This is a genomic window from Janthinobacterium paucivorans, assembly GCF_051380805.1.
Classification (GTDB): domain Bacteria; phylum Pseudomonadota; class Gammaproteobacteria; order Burkholderiales; family Burkholderiaceae_D; genus Janthinobacterium; species Janthinobacterium lividum_D.
On sequence record NZ_JBNYXR010000002.1, the window covers coordinates 41,805 to 59,312 of the forward strand.

The window sequence follows — 17,508 nt, forward strand, 5'->3', positions numbered from 1 at the left end:
AAACGCATGAGTATCATCACCTGTATCGACGACTTGCGCGTGCTGGCCCAGAAACGCGTGCCGCGCATGTTTTACGACTACGCCGATTCCGGTTCCTGGACGGAATCGACGTACCGTGCCAACAACAGCGATTTCGCCAAGATCAAGTTCCGCCAGCGCGTGGCCGTCAACCTGGAAAACCGCAGCCTGGCCTCGACCATGGTGGGCCAGCACGTGTCGATGCCGGTGGCCCTGTCGCCCACGGGCTTGACGGGCATGCAGCATGCGGATGGCGAAATCCTCGCCGCCCAGGCGGCTGAAAAATTCGGCGTGCCGTTTACCCTCTCGACCATGAGCATTTGCTCGATCGAGGACGTGGCGGCGCACACCACGAAACCGTTCTGGTTCCAGCTGTACGTGATGAAGGACCGCGAATTCATCAACCGCCTGATCGACCGCGCCAAGGCGGCCAAGTGTGGCGCGCTGGTGCTGACCCTGGATTTGCAAGTGCTGGGCCAGCGCCACAAGGACTTGCGCAATGGCCTGTCGGCGCCGCCCCGGCTGACCATCCCGAACATCATCAACATGGCCACCAAGCCGCGCTGGGTGGCGGGCATGTTGGGCACGAAACGGCGCGGCTTCGGCAACATCGTCGGCCATGCCACGTCCGTCTCCGACATGTCGTCGCTGTCGGCCTGGACGCAGCAGCAGTTTGACCTCAGCCTGTCATGGGCGGACGTGGAATGGATCAAGCAGCGCTGGGGTGGGAAATTGATCATCAAGGGCATCATGGACCCTGAGGATGCGCGCCTGGCCGTGGAAAGCGGTGCCGACGCGCTGATCGTTTCGAACCACGGCGGGCGCCAGCTCGATGGCGCGCAATCGTCGATCGAAGCCTTGCCCGCCATCGTCGACGCCGTCGGCAGCCAGATCGAAGTGCATATGGATGGCGGCATCCGCTCGGGCCAGGACGTGCTCAAGGCCGTGGCACTGGGCGCCAAGGGCGTGTACATCGGCCGTCCTTTCCTGTACGGCCTGGGCGCCATGGGTGGGCCGGGCGTGACGCGCTGCCTGGATATCATCCGCAATGAACTCGACTTGACGATGGCCTTTTGCGGCTTGCGCGACCTGCAGCAGGTGGATAAAAAAATCCTGCTGCCTGGCACGTTTTAAGGGGAAATCCGCACGCTATCAAGCCCTTTCTGTGCCTGGCGTGGCGGGAAGGCGCTCGATGGCGTCTGCGTCGCTGATGCAGACACGTCCGCCGGCGACATAGGGCAGGGTAGACGCGCCGTCTTTGCCTGGGTCGAAGAGTTGCCATTTATTTATGGTTGCATGGAGTAATCAGCATGCGACTGTTCGCCTTCAGACTGGAGTGTCATGACTTATAGAAAGAGCATCAGCACTGAACGCTTGATCCTGCGCAAGCCGCAGCTCTCCGACGAGGCGGCCCTGTTCGCCATGCATGCCGACCCTGAGGTGATGCGCTATTTCAGCGAACCGCCATGGACCGACGCCAGCCGCGCCGCGCGCCAGATTGCCGAAGATAGCGCCGCATTTGGGAAAGAGGAATTTTTCCGCTTCGCCGTCGAGCTCAAGGCGACGGGCGAATACTTGGGCAGTTGCAGCCTGTTTTCCGAGCACCGCCAGAACCGCCGCGCCGAGATCGGCTACGCGCTGGGCCGTCCGTACTGGGGGCGCGGCTATATGCACGAAGCCTTGTCCGCGCTGATCGCATTCGCGTTTCTCGAGCGCGACCTGAACCGCCTGGAAGCCGATATCGACCCGCTCAACGCCGCTTCGGCCAGCGCCCTCGAGCGCCAGGGTTTCAACAAGGAAGGTTTTCTGCCGGAACGCTGGATCGTGGCTGGCCAGGTCAGCGATTCGGCCTTGTACGGCTTGCTGCGCCGCGAGTGGCAGGCGCGCCGTAGCTCGCCCCCTTGAGTGACGGCCTTCAGGCCAGCAGCGCGTCGATTTGCTTCAAGCCGCTGATGCCACCACGTGCGTGGGCGTACCCTGCGCGAACGCTTCCACGTTGCCGATCAAGATATCGGCCAGTTTTTGCATGGCCGCTTCGCTGGCCCAGGCCGTGTGGGGCGTGAGGATGAAGTTGGGCAGGCGCAAGGTCAACAGCGGGTTGTCGGGCAGCGGCGGCTCCTTCGATAGCACGTCGAAGCCGGCGCCGGCGATCACGCCATTTTTCAATGCCTGGGCCAGCGCCGCTTCATCGACCAGGCCGCCGCGCGCCGTGTTGATCAAGAGGGCTGTCGGCTGCATGCGCGCCAATTCTGGCGCACCGATGATGTTGCGCGTCTTGTCCGTCAGCGGCAGGTGCAGGCTCAACACGTCGGACGTGGCCAGCAGCGCGTCGAACGTCACTTGCGTCACGCTGTCGTCTTCGATGGGCGAGCGATTGTGGACGATGACGTGCATGCCGAAGGCGCGCCCCAGTTGGGCGACGGCCTTGCCCAGCGCGCCGTAACCGAGCAAACCCAGGCGGCTGCCGGCCAGGTCGCGGATCGGATGGCCGAACAGGCAGAAGCGTTCTGACGCCTGCCACAGGCCCGCTTCCACGTCCGCGCGGTAGGCGACCAGTTGGCGGCGCAGGGCCAGCATCAGTGCCAAGGTATGCTCGGGCACGCTGGCGCGCGCATAGTCGCGGATGTTCGTCACCACGATGCCGCGTTCGCGACAGGCGGCCAGGTCAAGGATGTCGGTGCCGGTGGCGGCCACGGCGATCATCTTCAAGTCCGGTAATTGCGCCAGCTCGGCCGCGCGCAGCGGCACCTTGTTCGTGATGGCGATCGTTGCGCCTTGGAGTCGGGAAACGGTCTGCTCGCCGCCCCTGGTGTGCGCATACTCTTTCCAGCTGTGCGCGAAGGCGGGCGGGCGCACGTTGGCGATCAGGCTGTCGCGGTCGAGGAAGACGATGTGGTGTGACGATGTGTTTGTTGCGGTCATGGCTGGGCCTCGGTCTGGGTGGCGCGCGCGCTGGGAAGGTTGCTCTTGCCCTTCAGTTGCGTGGCCGGGTGGTTGCTAAACATGTCGGCGACCCATTCGACAAATACGCGCACCTTGGCCGACAGATGGCGGTTGGGCGGATAGATCACGTGGACGGGCAGCGGGTCGGATTCCCATTCATTGAGCAATTCCACCATTTTGCCTTGTTCCATCAGCGGCGCAAGGATGAAATGCGTCATTTGTACGATGCCCAAGCCCGCCAGGCCGGCGGCCGCATAGGCATTCGAGTCGTTCACGGCGATATGGCTGGGGATAGACATCTGTATGCGTTCGCCTGCGCGCGTAAAATCCCAATCGAACATCTTACCTGTCTTGGCGGAGAAGAAATTGACGCCCCGGTGCTGCGCCAGGTCCTTCGGATGCAACGGCGTGCCATAGCGCGCCAGGTAGCTGGGTGCGGCGCAGGTGATGAAATGCAGCACGCCGACCCGGCGCGCGATCAGGTTCAGGTCGCCCAGTTCACCGCCGCGCACGGCGCAGTCGACGCCTTCCTCGATCAGATCGACGGGGCGGTCGCTGCAACCGAGCTCCAGCGAGATGTCGGGGTAGCGGGCAAAAAAGTCGGGCAGGGCGGGGATGATCAGTTCGCTGGCCAGGGCCGTGGGTGCATCCACGCGCAACCGTCCGCTGGGACTCAAGCGCGTGCGCGACAGCGATTCCTCGGCTTCGCGCACGTCCGACAGGATGCGCACGCAGCGCTCGTAATACGCGGCGCCGTCGGAGGTGATGCTGACGTGGCGCGTGGTGCGGTTGAGTAACTTCACCGACAGGCTCGCTTCGAGCGACTGGATCAGGGTCGACACGGTCGCTTTTGGTAGTTGCATGTTTTCCGCCGCGCGCGTAAAGCCGCCCGCATCGACGACTTGGATGAAAACTTCCATGGCTTGCAGCTTGTTCACTTGATTCCTTATCACTTTATGCTTGATTGTTCGTAATTCTGAACAATCAATTCGTCATTGCGCTCTTTATTAGATTGTAGATCAAGTCTATAGTTGCTGTACTGCAGCATAAACGTGATGCAGCAAGAAGTTCACAGGAGAAAAATCATGGGTCATCGGAATAGAAACTTTGCAGTACCGGCCTTGGTGGCGGTTGCGCTCGCTCTGGCCGCGATGGTATCGACGGATGCCTACTCGCAGGCAGCGCAAAGCGAAGCTAATGCCTACAGCGCCCTGACCCATGAAGTGGGCGGCATCGCCCTGTTGTGCCTGAACGACAGCGTACCCGTTGTTGCGTTGCAGCCGGTGGTGGCGCAATGAGCTTTGCCGAGGCCGCGGCCGCACTGGCGCCTGGCCAGGCGCTGAAGATACGCGACATCGAGGTGCAAGGTGCGCAGGATGCGCTGGCCGCGCGCATCTACACGGCCGGCGTGCCGGGCGCCAAGCAGGCTAGCCTGATCGTCTTCTTTCACGGTGGCGGTTTTGTCGACGGCGACCTGGACGATGCGGATGACTTCCTGCGCTGTTTGGTGCTGAGCAACCCTGACCATATCGTGCTGGCTGCGAACTACACGCTGGCGAAGGTGCGGCCATTCCCGGCCGCCGTGGAAGACGCGCATGCCGTGCTGCTGTGGGCGAAAAAGAATAAGTCCAAGCTGGGATGGACGGGCAAGCAGATGGTGGTGTCGGGCATCGAGGCGGGCGCCAACCTGGCCGCCGTCTGCGCCATGATGTCGCGCGACCGGGGCGGACCGCCCCTCGCGGGCCAGGTGCTGATCATGCCCATGCTCGACCCCGGTCTGTCGACCTGCTCCATGCGCTCCTTGCCCAGTTGCCCGGACTCGGCGGAAGTGGCCGATCAATGCGCCGCCGCCTACCGTGGCTATCTGCCGAATGCCGCTGACCGCAGTCATCCGTACGCGTCGCCATTGCAGTCGAGCCGCCTGAAGAACTTGCCGCCGGCCCTCATCCTGTCGAGCGAAGATGATCCATTGCGCGACGAGGCTGAACAATATGGCAGTAAATTGATCGCCTGCGGCATCAAGACCACCGTGCGGCGCATGGCCGCCGCGCCGCTGCAAGATGCCGGCGCCCGCAATGAGTGCGCCTGCAAGGTGCAAGTATTGGGCGAAATCGCCAGCTTTGTCGCTGGACTGGGACTGGGACAGGAGCCCGAGCCGGCGTCATGAGGCCACCACCTGCGGCACTGCAAATAAATTACACCTATTAGTTTACTTTTTGAGTTTCGGTTGCTACACTGCGCAGTGTAGTTTCCATCTGGTCTGCGTTGTGCGCTCGCACAGCCAGCTTCATCGTGCCCGTCTGTTGTTAAGCAACTGGCACCCTGTCTACCTTTGATTGCGCGCCGTCGGGCGCCATGGCATCACCATACGCTGCAGTTTCCGCTTTTAGCTGGGTTGCTTTTTGTCGCCCATACCATTAGAAATTTTCATAAATCAGGGAAATAAAATGAAAAATGTTCAACAATTGTCGATCTTGGGGACCTTACTCAAGCCTCTGGCCGCCTCGCTCGCGCTGGCCGGACTGGTGGCCGTGAGCCTGGCCGGCTGCGATAAGGCCAATAGCAAGGTACCGGACGCGCCAGCGGCCGGTGGTCCACCGGTATCGGCTGCCGCCGTTATTCAAAAACAGATCACGGAAACGCAGGAATTTTCGGGCCGCCTGGAAGCGATCGAGCGCGTGGAAATCCGTTCGCGTGTCGGTGGCTACATCACCGCCGTCAACTTCAAGCCGGGCAGCGAAGTAAAAAAGGGGGATGTGCTGTTCGTCATCGATCCGCGTCCTTTCCAGGCTGAAGCGGCCCGCGCCGAAGGCAGCGCTGCCTCGGCCCGCGCCAAGGCTGAATTGGCCAAGCTGGAACTGTCGCGCGCCGAAAAACTGCTGGCCGAAAAAGCCATCGCCCAGCGCGAATTTGATGAAAAGGCTTCCGGCGCGAAAGAGCTCGACGCTAACGCCCGCTCGGCGCAAGCCGCGTATGAAGCGGCCAAACTGAACCTGTCGTACACGCAGGTGCAGGCACCGATCAGCGGGCGCGTCAGCAAGGCCGAAATCACCGTCGGCAACCTGATCGACGCTTCCGCCATCCTGACTTCGGTGGTGTCGACCGAGCGCATCTACGCCAGCTTCGACGGCGACGAAGATACCTACCTGCGGGTGGCCGGCACGGCGCAAAAGGGCACACCCGTCATCGTCAAGGTGGGCCTGGCCAACGAGACGGGCTTCCCGCACGAAGGCAAGCTGGAATTCGTCGACAACCAGCTCGATCCGGCCACCGGCAGCGTGCGCATGCGCGCCACCTTCGCCAATGTCGAGCGCCAACTGGTGCCTGGCCTGTTCGCGCGCATCTTGCTCGACGGCGGCAATGGCCCGCAGGCACAAAGCACGGCCTTGTTGATCAGCGACCGCGCCGTTGGCACGGACCAAAGCCGCAAATACGTGTACGTGGTGGGGGCCGATAACAAGGCCGAGTACCGCGCCGTCAAGCTGGGCCCGAATTCGGACGGCTTGCGCGTGGTGCGCGAAGGCTTGAAGGCGGGCGAAAAGATCGTCGTCAACGGTTTGCAGCGCGTGCGTCCCGGCACGCCCGTGACGGCGCAGATGGTGGCCATGGATTTCGACCCGACCGCGCCGCTCGTCCCCGCAAAAACTGAAGTAAAAGACGCCAAGATCGCCGCGAAAGCAGCATCGACTTCCAAGGAATAAACATGAATTTTTCCCGCTTTTTCATCGACAAGCCGATTTTCGCGGCGGTACTGTCGATCGTCATATTCGTGGCCGGGCTGCTGTCGATATTCGGCCTGCCCATCTCCGAATATCCCGACGTCGTGCCGCCATCGGTGGTGGTGCGCGCGCAGTACCCGGGTGCCAACCCGAAAGTGATTGCCGAAACCGTCGCCGCGCCGCTCGAAGAGCAGATCAACGGCGTCGAGAACATGCTCTACATGTCCTCGCAAAACACCTCCGATGGCGCCATGATGCTGACCGTGACCTTCAAGATCGGCACCAACGTCGAGCAGGCCGAGACACAGGTGCAGAACCGCGTGCAGCGCGCCTTGCCGCGCCTGCCCGAAGAGGTGCGCCAGATCGGCGTGACCACCGTCAAGTCGTCGCCCAACCTGACCATGGTGGTGCACCTGGTCTCGCCAAACAAACGCTACGACGATATGTACCTGCGTAACTACGCGGTGTTGAACGTCAAGGACCAGCTGGCCCGTCTGCCCGGCATGGGCGACATCCAGATCTTCGGTGCCGGTGACTATGCCATGCGCATCTGGCTCGACCCGCAAAAGGTAGCGGCGCGCGGCATGACGGCCAATGACGTCGTCGAGGCTATCCGCGAGCAGAACGTGCAGGTGGCGGCCGGCGTGATCGGCGCCTCGCCAGCAAAAAACTCGGACTTCCAGCTGACCGTCAATACCCAGGGCCGCCTGAAGACGCCCGAGGAATTTGGCGCCATCATCGTGCGCACCAATGCCGACGGCGCCGTGACGCACCTGAAGGACGTGGCGCGCGTGGAAATGGGCGCCAACAGCTACTCGCTGCGTTCGCTGCTGAACAATAATCCGGCCGTCGGCATGGGTATTTTCGAGGCACCGAATGCCAACGCGCTGCAACTGTCGTCCAATGTGCGCGCCAAGATGGACGAATTGAAAAAAGACTTCCCGCAAGGCGTGGAATACCGCATCGAGTACGACCCGACGCAGTTCGTGCGCTCGTCCATCGAAGCGGTAATCCATACGCTGCTCGAAGCGATCGCCCTGGTGGTGCTGGTGGTGATCATCTTCCTGCAAACCTGGCGCGCGTCCATCATTCCGCTGCTGGCCGTTCCCGTGTCGATTGTCGGCACCTTTGCCGTGATGCTGGGCTTTGGCTTCTCGATCAACACGCTGTCGCTGTTTGGCCTGGTGCTGGCCATCGGTATCGTCGTCGATGACGCCATCGTGGTGGTGGAAAACGTCGAGCGCAACATCGAGGAAGGCTTGTCGCCGCGCGACGCCACCATCCAGGCCATGAAAGAGGTCAGTGGTCCCATCGTCGCCATCGCCCTGGTGCTGTGCGCCGTGTTCGTGCCGATCGCCTTCGTGCCCGGCCTGTCGGGCGAGTTCTATCGCCAGTTTGCGCTGACCATTGCCATTTCGACCGTGATTTCCGCATTCAGCTCGCTGACCCTGGCGCCAGCGCTGGCCGCTGCGCTCTTGAAACCGCACGATGCGCCGAAAGACGCGCTGACGCGCGGCATGGACATGCTCTTCGGCCGCTTCTTCGCCTGGTTCAACCGCTTCTTCGGTCGCGCCTCGCACCGCTATGAAGCGGGCGTGAAGGGCGTATTGGGTCGCAAGAGCGCCTCGCTGGGCGTGTATGCGCTGCTGGTGGTGGCCGCCATCTTCACCTTCAAGTCCGTGCCGGCCGGCTTCGTGCCAGCGCAGGACAAGCAATACCTGGTGGGCTTTGCGCAATTGCCTGACGCCGCTTCGCTGGACCGCACGGAAGATGTCGTGCGCCGCATGTCTGACGTCATCAAGTCAGTGCCTGGCGTCGAATCGACGATCGCCTTCCCCGGCTTGTCGATCAACGACTTTACCAATGCGCCAAACGCCGGCATCGTTTTCGCCACCCTGAAGCCGTTCGACGAACGCAGCAGCAAGGAATTGTCGGGCGCTGCTATCGCGGCCGAGATCAACAAACGCCTGGGCGGCATTCAGGACGCTTTCATCATGGTCTTCCCGCCACCGCCGGTCAACGGCCTGGGCACCATCGGCGGCTTCAAGATGATGATTGAAGACCGTGGCAACCTCGGTTACGACGCGCTGTACAACGCCACCCAGGCGCTGGCCGCCAAGGCCTACCAGACGCCGGAACTGGCGGGCGTGTTCTCGGGTTACCAGATCAACGTGCCGCAGCTGTTTGCCGACGTTGACCGTGTAAAAGCCAAGCAGATGGGCGTGCCGCTGAAGACGATTTACCAGACCTTGCAGATCAACCTCGGTTCACTGTACGTGAATGACTTCAACCAGTTTGGCCGTACCTACCAGGTGCGCGTGCAGGCCGACGCGGCATTCCGCTCGCATGCCCAGGATATCGCGCAGCTGAAAGTGCGCAGCGACAAGGGCGAGATGATTCCGCTGTCCTCCTTAATGCGCGTCAAGGATAGCTATGGTCCTGACCGTGTACAGCGCTATAACGCCTACGCCGCAGCCGATTTCAACGGCGGCCCCGCGCTTGGCGTATCGAGCGGCCAGGCGCAAGCCGCGCTGGAACGCATCGCCAAGGAAGTGCTGCCGCAGGGGATTGCGTATGAATGGACGGAACTGACCTACCAGGACATCTTGTCCGGCAATACGATGATCTATGTCTTCCCGCTGTGCGTGCTGCTGGTGTTCCTGGTGCTCGCTGCCCAGTACGAAAGCTGGACCTTGCCGCTGGCCGTGATCCTGATCGTGCCGATGTCTATCCTCTGCGCGCTGCTCGGCGTCAAACTGACCGGCGGCGACAACAATGTGTTCACCCAGATCGCGCTGTTCGTGCTGGTGGGCTTGGCGTCGAAGAATGCGATTCTGATCGTTGAATTTGCCCGCGAACTGGAAGAGCATGGCCGCACAGTCGTGCAAGCGGCGCTGGAAGCATGCCGTCTGCGTCTGCGTCCGATTTTGATGACCTCGATCGCCTTCATCATGGGCGTCGTGCCGCTGGTGTTCTCGCACGGTGCCGGCTCGGAAATGCGCCATGCCATGGGCGTGGCGGTGTTTGCCGGCATGCTGGGCGTGACCTTCTTCGGCCTGTTCCTGACGCCCGTATTCTATGTATTGCTGCGCACCCTGGCGCAGCGTTTTGAGAAAAAACCAGCTGTCGCTGTCGCCAAGCCTGTTGCTGCGCCTGCGCTGGACCTGGAAGGAGATAAAAATTGAAAACCAATCTGATGACACGGATCGCTGCGCAGCGTGCGGCGCCAGCGCTGCGCACGGCCTTGACCGCCATGGCAGCTGCCGTGCTGCTGGCCGCTTGCGCGGCACCCGAGTTCAAGCAGCCGCAGATCGAGACGCCGGCGGCGTTCAAGGAAGCGCAAGGTGAGTTTCAAACGCGCCCTGTCGTGCAGACGGCAGCCGATGGCACGCGCTGGAAGCAGGGCCAGACGGGTATGGCCGAACGCCAGGCGCGCGGCGAGTGGTGGCTGGCCTTCAATGATCCAGCCCTGAACAGCTTGATTAATGATGCCACGCAGGCCAATGCCAACCTGGCCATTGCCGCCGCCCGCGTCAAGCAGGCGAGGGCGATTGCCGGCATCGCCGAAGCGGACCGCACCCCGCAAGTGGGCGTGAATGTGGGTGGCCAGCGCAACCGCGCCTCCGCCGTATCGCTCGGCATGCCGAACGGTGCGCCGGTGGCGGCGAGCAACGTCTATCAGGCAAACCTGACGGCCAGCTACGAAGTCGATTTGTTCGGCAGAGTGGCCGCTAATGTCAGCGCCTCGCGTAGCGATGCACTGGCCGTGGAAGCGACTTACCGCTCGGTGCTGCTGTCGTTGCAGGCCGACGTGGCGCAGACGTATTTCCAGCTGCGCGCCACGGATGCCGAACTGGCGACACTGGAGCAGACGGTGCGCCTGCGCGAGGAAAGCGTGCATGTGAACCAGCGCCGCTATGACCTCGGTGATATCGGTGAGTTCGACTTGTCGCGTGCCCGCACGGAGCTGTCGACCGTGCGCGCCGAAGCCATCGGCTTGCAGCGCCAGCGCGCCAATAGCGAGCATGCGCTGGCCGTCCTGTTGGGCAAACCTGCCGCCAGCTTCACGGCGAGCGTCAACCCGCTGCAGGACAGTGGCTTCCTGCCCGTGATCCCGGCCGGCATGCCGTCGTCGCTGCTGGAGCGCCGCCCCGACATCGCGTCGGCGCAGCGCACCATGGAAGCGTCGAATGCACGCATCGGCGTGGCGAAATCGGCCATGTTCCCGGCCCTGACCCTGAACGCCTCGGGCGGTGGCGCCTCCGATACGTTCTCGGATATCTTCAGGTGGAGTAGCCGCTCCTGGCTGCTGGGCGCTTTGATGTCGATGCCCATCATCGACGGTGGCCGCAACAAGGCAGCCGTGAGCCGCAGCGAAGCGCAACTGGAAGAGTCGGTGGCGACGTATCGCCACAGTGTGCTGCTCGCCTTCGCCGAGGTGGAAGACAACCTGGCCGGTTTGCGCATCCTGTCGGGCCAGACGCAGCAGATCGACGCAGCCGTCGTCTCGGCGCGCCGTTCGGCCGACCTGGCGCAAAAGCTGTACGACGCGGGCCGTTCCAGCTACCTCGATCTGCTCGACGCGCAGCGCAACCTGGCAGCTGTCGAGCGCAACGCCGTGCAGTTGCGCGGCAACCGCGCCGTCACCACGGTGGCACTGATCCGCGCCCTGGGCGGCGGCTGGGGAGAGGTCGAGCCGCAGGTGGCGGCCAACTAGTTTTCCTGCCCGCAGCAAGCGATTTGTATGGGAAACGGCGGCGTGCACTTGCACGGCGCCGTTTTTTTCAGGAAGTTGAATCCGTTGGCGCAAAGGCTGCGTAAGTACTCCTGCAATCATGCAAACGTAGTCCTCCAGGAGATATCATCATGCGTACCTTCGTTCCCGCAGTAATGTTTGTCACTTCCATGCTGGCCGCCAGCGCCCCTTTTGCCGCCGACATGAGCACCATGGTGGGTGGCAAGAGCATGTCTCCCTCCAAGGATATCGTCGATAACGCCGTCAATTCGGCCGACCACACAACCCTGGTCGCTGCGGTGCAGGCTGCAGGCCTGGTCGATACCTTGAAAGGCAAGGGCCCATTTACCGTATTTGCGCCGACGAACGCGGCGTTTGGCAAGCTGCCGGCCGGCACCGTCGAGACCCTGGTCAAACCGGAAAGCAAGGCGACCCTGACGAAAATCCTCACCTACCACGTGGTGCCCGGCAAATATGACTTCAAGGCCCTGGCCAAGGAAATCAAGATGCACGATGGCAAGGCGACCCTGCCAACGGCCAGCGGCGGCAAGCTGATGTTCGCCATGAACGGCATGCACAACATCGTCGTGATGGATGAAAGCGGCAATAGCGCCAACATCAGTACCTACGATGTGTATCAGTCCAATGGCGTGATCAATGTCATCGACACGGTGCTGATGCCAAAATAAGTAGACGAAAAGCAGACGAAAAAAAAGACAGGGGAAACCCTGTCTTTTTGCTTGCTGCCGGCGCTTTTACTTGACTGGCGCTGCTGCCGGTGCTGGCGCTGCGGCCATCGCTGGAGTTGCTGGAGTTGCTGCTGGCGAAGCTGCTGGCGTTGCCGCTGCGGCCTTCTTCGCCTTGTGATGCTGTACTTTTTTGTGCGCCGCTGGCTTGACGGCGGCCGCTGGCGCTTCGGCCTTGGCGACAGGGGCGACGACGGCTACTGGTGCTACTGGAGCGACTGGCGCGACGGCTGGCGTCTGGGCGAAAGCGGCGCTAGCGAACAGGCTGGCGATCAGGGTGGCGATAACTTTTTTCATGCTGAAATCCTTGTTGTAGTGTGCTCAGTAAAGTGTGTCGGAATTATTTGGCTGGCGCTGGCGCTGGTGTTGACGCAGCGGCGGTGGCCGATGCCAGCTTGTCGTCAGCCTTGGCTTTGGTTTGCTTGGCTTTCTGGTGCGCCTTGGTCTTGGTGGTGGCCGCTTGCGCTTTAGCACTCGCTACGTCCGTTTTGGCGGCGACAACCGCTTTTGCTTCTTTCGCGTCCGCTTTTACGACCGTTTGCGCTTCCTTGGCATCGGCTTTTACGACGGCCTTGGCGTGGGCCGCTTCCACTTTGGCGGGGACCGAGGCTGCAGGCGCTGCAGGCGTCTGGGCAAAGGCAGCGGTAGCGAACAGGCTGGCGATCAGGGTAGCAATTACTTTTTTCATGGTGCAGTCCTCGGTGGTGGTTTGTCTGGTGTGTCTGTTGGTGCCGGGATGATTCCCGTGTCACTGAGCATAAAACGCGGCCTCGGACGCTTGCGTTGACGCTCATTACAAACGCTTACATCTGCGCCGCCTATGGGCTGACGTTGGCATGCAGCGGCAGTGCCGCCTTGCCGGCTTTTGCCGCGCGTGCGCGGCGCTTGCGCAGCCAGATGATCAACCCCGTCGCGCTCAACATGGCCACCACCAGGCCCATGACAGAAATCAGGATGCGACCCGGCAGGCCCAGGATGCGGCCCGAATGCAGGGGAAATTGCGCTTGCAGGAAGATGTCGCCGGCGCTGCCCGTGCCGGGCACCACGCCGCCGGCCGGCTTGCCATCGCGGCCATCAAAGTACAGCCACGCATTGCCCAGGCCACCATCGCCATGGTCGTTGTCCGCCGCGAAGAAGCCCACGCCATACAGGCCATAGCTCGATGAATAAAACACGCCGCCGGCCGGCAATGCCCAGCCTCGCCTGGCCGCTTCCGCTTTTGCCAGCGCCACGGCCTGTTCGCGCGTCAGCTGCGGCTCGATCGGTTTGTCGGGCGGCTGCGGCGTGCGGCTGTCGAAGGCGTTCGGCTTGAGTGTGGAAAACTTCGCTACCAGGGGGCGCATCACCTGGGTTGGCAAATTCATCGACACGGAGGTGATGGCCAGCACCAGCAGCAGCAACCAGACCCACACGCCGCCCGAGCGGTGCAGGTCGAAATTGAGTTTGTGTCCCCCTTCACGCCAGCGCAAGGCCAGCGACTTGCGCCAGCTGCGCCAGTTCGGGAACGACAGGTACAGCGCAATAGCGCAGTCAAAAATCCATACGATGCCGATGATGCCCATGAACCAGACGCCCAGTTCGATGCCCCAGCCATCGGGAATGTGCATGGTGTAGTGCAGTTTGTACAGGAAGGGCAGCAGGTTTTCGCGCGTCAGCGAGACCACGCCCCACTGGCGCTTGCCTTGCATGGCGCCGGTGACGGGATCGATGGCCACCTGGTTGAAGCCCAGTTCATGGGGCTTGCCGGTAGCCGGGTCGGGCCGGCCTTCCACCGCGATCAAGGCCGTGTGGCCAGGCTCGATCGTGGTGAGCGTGTAATTGACGCGCAGGCGCGGGTCCTGCGCCTCGAGCTGGCGCGCCAGTTCCAGGCCCGATTTTGCGGGTCTCACAGCGGCGCTGCTGGCGCTTTGCGCATGAAACAGCTGCGCATTGAGCCAGGCATCGAGCTCGTGATCCCACGAGATGATGGCGCCCGTCAAGCCGGAAATGAACAGGAAGAGCGCCACCGCCAAGCCGAACCAGCGGTGCAGAACAACCATGGATGGACGCAGTCGCATGGCCGCTCCCTAGTATTTCCAGCTCAGGGTGGCGCTGCCATTGCGACCCGCTGCATACAGCGACTGGGTCCAGTACAGGCTGTTCAGGTGCTTCTTGTCCGTCACATTGTTCAGGTTCAGCGACAGGCTGACGTTGCGGCTGATGTCGTAGCTGGCCATCAGGCCCAGTTGCGCGTAGGCGCCCTGGTGCAGGGTCGTGCTGTCGTTGACCTTATTGTAGATGGCGTCCTGCCAGGTGAGGCTGGCGCCCACCTTGAATGTCGGCAGCGCCGGCACGTGATAGGTGGTGGCCACATGAAACTGTTTGCGCGGGATGAAGGTGCGTGCATCCTGGCCGTCGTCGCCCTTGATGCGCAGCTGTGAATAACCGGCGTTCGCTTGCCAGCCTTTCGCCAGCTCACCCGAGGCATCGAGCTCGACACCCTGCGATTGCGAATCGACGCCTCGATAGAAGGTCTTGAAGTCGGCTGTGGTGCCGGCCGCTTCGGCCATATTCTTCTGGCGCGTCTTGAACAGGGCGCCGGACAGGTTCAGGCGGCCGTCGAACCATTCGCTTTTCAGGCCTGCTTCCAGGCTCTTGCCGGTGGCGGCGGCCAGGGTCTGGCCCCTGCTGTCGATGCTGCTTTGCGGGTTGAAGATTTCCGTGTGGCTGGCGTAAGCTGACACATGGCGGTTGATGTCATACACCAGGCCCACGTACGGGCTGGTGTCGCTTTGCGACTTGGCCTGGCTGACGCCATACGCGCTGCCCGTGCTATCGGCCTTGACGACGTTGACGCCTGCCAGCAGCTTGGTATTGTCGGCCAGCTTGAGGCGGGTGGCCAGATAGGCGTTCTTGCGTTCGTCCTTATAGGCGCTGCCGTCGGTCGAGGCGTCGAACAGCGGTTCAGGGTAGGCGCCATCGAACGCCGTGCCATTCGGCAGCGCCGTGCCGATGCCGCGGCCGTAGTAAGACACATCGTCGAGCGTGGAGGTTGACCAGGCGACTCCCATGCTGATGTCATGCTGGCGCCCGGCCAGCGTGAATTTTCCCGTCGCGGCGACATCGAGCAGGCGCTGCTTGTTGCGAGAGCCATAGCGCGAAGGGTAGCTGAACAAGCCGTCGCCCGTGGCCTTGTCCGGCGTGCCGTAGACATAGAACAGCTTCGAGTCGGAGCTGGAGCGGTTGTAGGTGGCGGTGGCCTTCACGCGCCAGTCGGCGTTGAACTGGTGCGCCAGTTCGGCGAAGCTGCTGTTATTGAGGATGCTCCAGCGCGACCAGTCGGCTGAAGTCGAGGTGGAAATCGGATAGTTGGTCGGCGTGCCGTCCGTGTAGGCGATGGGCAGGGCACCCCACATGCCGCCCCTGGCCAGGCTATTGTGGTAGCTGTGGCCCAGGGCCAGGCTGGTATCGGCTGTCAGTTTCGCTTCGACGATGGCGTAGGCGACATCTTTGCGCGGCGAGTAGCGGTCCAGGTGCGAGTTACCCTCTTCGTGGACGACGACGAAGCGCGCCGCCACCTTGCCATCGTCGCTGAGCGGTGTCGATACATCGGCATCGAGGCGGCGCGTGTTCCAGGAGCCGAGCATGACGCCAGCGGAAGCGGCCAGGTCCGGGGTGGGGCGTTTGCGCATGAAATTGACAGTGGCCGACGGATTGCCGGTCGAGGAAATCAAGCCGTTCGCGCCGCGCACGATGTCGACGCGCTCGAACAGCGCCGTATCGAGGTCGCCCATCACAAGGCCGAAAACGAAAGCAATGCCGACGCCGTCGAACTGGAAATTGGTGATGTCGTAGCCGCGCGCCGTGTAATAGCTGCGGTCCGTTTCCACCGCTTCTACCGTCACGCCCGTGGTGTGCGCCAGTACCTTGCTGGCGTTGTCGAGCCTGAAATCATCCATGTGCGCGCGCGTGACCACGGAAACCGCCTGCGGCGTCTCGCGCAGCGACAGGTTGAACTTGCTGGCCGAGGCGCTGTTGCGCGCCGTGTAGGCGTTCGCGTCGCTGCTGGCCGTCACGGTAATGGTTTGCATCACTGGCGCTTCATCGCCAGTGCCATCGGCTGGTGCGCTGGCGGCGCCATGCGCCATGCCGGCGCCGAGTGCCAGTGAAATGGCCATGGCCAGCGGGCGCAATGACAGCGTAGTGAGGGTGGACGGTGCGGTGTAGCCTGGCATTGAAACGGCTCCTGAATCAAGGATGAGAATGAGAAGTGTTCTCAATTATATTGGAGCGCACGCCAGGATGGGAATTTTTTGTGGCTGTAAAGCGTTATTTTTTGTCACATCTTTACATCGTCTTAGTTTGGATGTTGCTCGTTGTCATCGTCATTTTCGGTCATGCACATGACCGCCGGTGCGGGGTGGGGAGTATTTTGCGCGAAAAAAAAGACAGTCGAAACTGTCTTTTTGCTGGAGGCGTCAGCCCTTACTTTGCCGGTGTGGCAGCAACTGCGGCGTCTGCCTTGGCCGCATCGGCTTTCACTGTTGCCTTGCTCGCTTTGTGATGGGCCTTTGCCTTGCTGGCTTTGGCGTCAGCCTTGGCGCTGGCCATATCGGCTTTTGCATCGGCGGCAACGGCCGCTTGCTTGGCATCGGCTTTCACGACGGCCTTGGTTTCCTTGGCTTCGGCCTTGGCCACGGCCGCCGTGTGGGCCGCTTCCGCCTTGGCGGGAGCCGATGCTGCAGGGGTTTGGGCAAAGGCTGCGGTAGCGAACAGGCCGGCGATCAGGGTCGCGCTCAGGTTGAAAATGCTTTTTTTCATGGTGCAGTCCTCAGTGGTGGTTTGTCTGGTATGTCTGTTGGTGCCGGGATGATTCCCGTGTCACTGAGCATAAAACGCGCCCCGAAAGCTTATCGTTGACCTTGTTTACACTTGCTTACAATCATGTTTTTTATCGACTGATAGTGCTTTATGTGAGTGTGAAGACGAAAAAAGACAGCCGAGGCTGTCTTTTTGTGTGGCGCAGAAAAGGCGCTGAACGGATTATTTGGTTGCTGCTGCGGTCGCTTTAGTTTTGGCTTCGTCAGCTTTGTCCTTGGTTTTTTCCGCTTTGTCATGGGCTTTGGCTTTGGTGGCGCTGGCATCGGCCTTGGCGCTGGCCATATCGGCTTTTGCATCGGCGGCAACGGCGACTTGCTTGGCGTCGGCTTTCACCACGGCCTTGGTTTCCTTGGCTTCTGCTTTTGCCACTTCCTTGGTGTGCTTGGCTTCGGCCTTGGCAGGCACGGCTGGCGTTTGAGCAAAGGCTGCGGTGGCGAATAAGCCGGCGATCAGAGTAGCGCTCAGCTTGAAAATGCGGTTTTTCATG

16 protein-coding genes are annotated in these 17,508 nt (G+C 61.9%); 8 read left to right on the top strand and 8 right to left on the bottom strand.

Going from position 1 to position 17,508, the window contains the following annotated elements:
* The first annotated feature begins 6 nt into the window (after positions 1-6).
* A complete protein-coding gene (locus tag ACQ4V8_RS03260; protein ID WP_070346762.1) occupies positions 7-1,152 on the top strand; it encodes an alpha-hydroxy acid oxidase in 1,146 nt (381 codons plus the stop codon).
* A gap of 207 nt (positions 1,153-1,359) precedes the next feature.
* Complete coding sequence (locus ACQ4V8_RS03265) at positions 1,360-1,923, top strand: GNAT family N-acetyltransferase (RefSeq protein WP_010399295.1); 564 nt, start codon at positions 1,360-1,362, stop codon at positions 1,921-1,923.
* Between the two features lie 36 nt (positions 1,924-1,959).
* Here the strand turns inward: ACQ4V8_RS03265 and ACQ4V8_RS03270 are convergent, their stop codons facing one another.
* On the bottom strand, positions 1,960-2,940 hold the full coding sequence (locus tag ACQ4V8_RS03270; RefSeq protein WP_436570881.1) for a D-2-hydroxyacid dehydrogenase: 981 nt from the start codon (positions 2,938-2,940) through the stop codon (positions 1,960-1,962).
* Positions 2,937-3,899 (bottom strand): LysR family transcriptional regulator, encoded by a 963-nt coding sequence (locus tag ACQ4V8_RS03275; RefSeq protein ID WP_010399289.1) that lies wholly within the window; start codon positions 3,897-3,899, stop codon positions 2,937-2,939. The genes ACQ4V8_RS03270 and ACQ4V8_RS03275 overlap by 4 nt, the downstream gene beginning before the upstream one ends.
* 147 nt (positions 3,900-4,046) lie before the next feature.
* Between ACQ4V8_RS03275 and ACQ4V8_RS03280 the strand changes: the two genes are divergently transcribed.
* The 6 genes from ACQ4V8_RS03280 (at position 4,047) to ACQ4V8_RS03305 (ending at position 12,104) form a co-directional block, all read left to right on the top strand.
* Positions 4,047-4,259 (top strand): hypothetical protein, encoded by a 213-nt coding sequence (locus ACQ4V8_RS03280; RefSeq protein WP_128089278.1) that lies wholly within the window; start codon positions 4,047-4,049, stop codon positions 4,257-4,259.
* Complete coding sequence (locus ACQ4V8_RS03285) at positions 4,256-5,128, top strand: alpha/beta hydrolase (protein ID WP_070346761.1); 873 nt, start codon at positions 4,256-4,258, stop codon at positions 5,126-5,128. Before ACQ4V8_RS03280 ends, ACQ4V8_RS03285 begins: the two co-directional genes overlap by 4 nt.
* A 280-nt stretch (positions 5,129-5,408) precedes the next feature.
* Positions 5,409-6,662: an efflux RND transporter periplasmic adaptor subunit gene (locus ACQ4V8_RS03290; RefSeq protein WP_436570882.1), complete on the top strand. Its 1,254-nt coding sequence runs from the start codon at positions 5,409-5,411 to the stop codon at positions 6,660-6,662.
* Positions 6,663-6,664: 2 nt separating this feature from the next.
* Positions 6,665-9,865: an efflux RND transporter permease subunit gene (locus ACQ4V8_RS03295; protein ID WP_436570883.1), complete on the top strand. Its 3,201-nt coding sequence runs from the start codon at positions 6,665-6,667 to the stop codon at positions 9,863-9,865.
* 11 nt (positions 9,866-9,876) lie between these two features.
* Positions 9,877-11,397, top strand: coding sequence for an efflux transporter outer membrane subunit (locus ACQ4V8_RS03300; RefSeq protein WP_436570988.1), 1,521 nt, complete (start codon positions 9,877-9,879; stop codon positions 11,395-11,397).
* Positions 11,398-11,546: 149 nt separating this feature from the next.
* Positions 11,547-12,104: a fasciclin domain-containing protein gene (locus ACQ4V8_RS03305; protein WP_010399278.1), complete on the top strand. Its 558-nt coding sequence runs from the start codon at positions 11,547-11,549 to the stop codon at positions 12,102-12,104.
* Between the two features lie 66 nt (positions 12,105-12,170).
* Here the strand turns inward: ACQ4V8_RS03305 and ACQ4V8_RS03310 are convergent, their stop codons facing one another.
* The 6 genes from ACQ4V8_RS03310 to ACQ4V8_RS03335 all read right to left on the bottom strand — a co-directional run bounded on the left by ACQ4V8_RS03310 (position 12,171) and on the right by ACQ4V8_RS03335 (position 17,507).
* Entirely contained in the window at positions 12,171-12,458 is a 288-nt protein-coding gene (locus ACQ4V8_RS03310) for a hypothetical protein (RefSeq protein WP_070346758.1), read from the bottom strand.
* 43 nt (positions 12,459-12,501) lie between these two features.
* Entirely contained in the window at positions 12,502-12,849 is a 348-nt protein-coding gene (locus ACQ4V8_RS03315; RefSeq protein ID WP_436570884.1) for a hypothetical protein, read from the bottom strand.
* A gap of 130 nt (positions 12,850-12,979) precedes the next feature.
* Complete coding sequence (locus ACQ4V8_RS03320; RefSeq protein ID WP_043462257.1) at positions 12,980-14,212, bottom strand: PepSY-associated TM helix domain-containing protein; 1,233 nt, start codon at positions 14,210-14,212, stop codon at positions 12,980-12,982.
* A gap of 15 nt (positions 14,213-14,227) precedes the next feature.
* Complete coding sequence (locus tag ACQ4V8_RS03325; RefSeq protein ID WP_436570885.1) at positions 14,228-16,375, bottom strand: TonB-dependent siderophore receptor; 2,148 nt, start codon at positions 16,373-16,375, stop codon at positions 14,228-14,230.
* A gap of 250 nt (positions 16,376-16,625) precedes the next feature.
* A complete protein-coding gene (locus ACQ4V8_RS03330; protein ID WP_010399271.1) occupies positions 16,626-16,961 on the bottom strand; it encodes a hypothetical protein in 336 nt (111 codons plus the stop codon).
* 222 nt (positions 16,962-17,183) lie between these two features.
* Positions 17,184-17,507, bottom strand: coding sequence for a hypothetical protein (locus ACQ4V8_RS03335; protein WP_436570886.1), 324 nt, complete (start codon positions 17,505-17,507; stop codon positions 17,184-17,186).
* Between the last annotated feature and the right edge of the window lies 1 nt (position 17,508).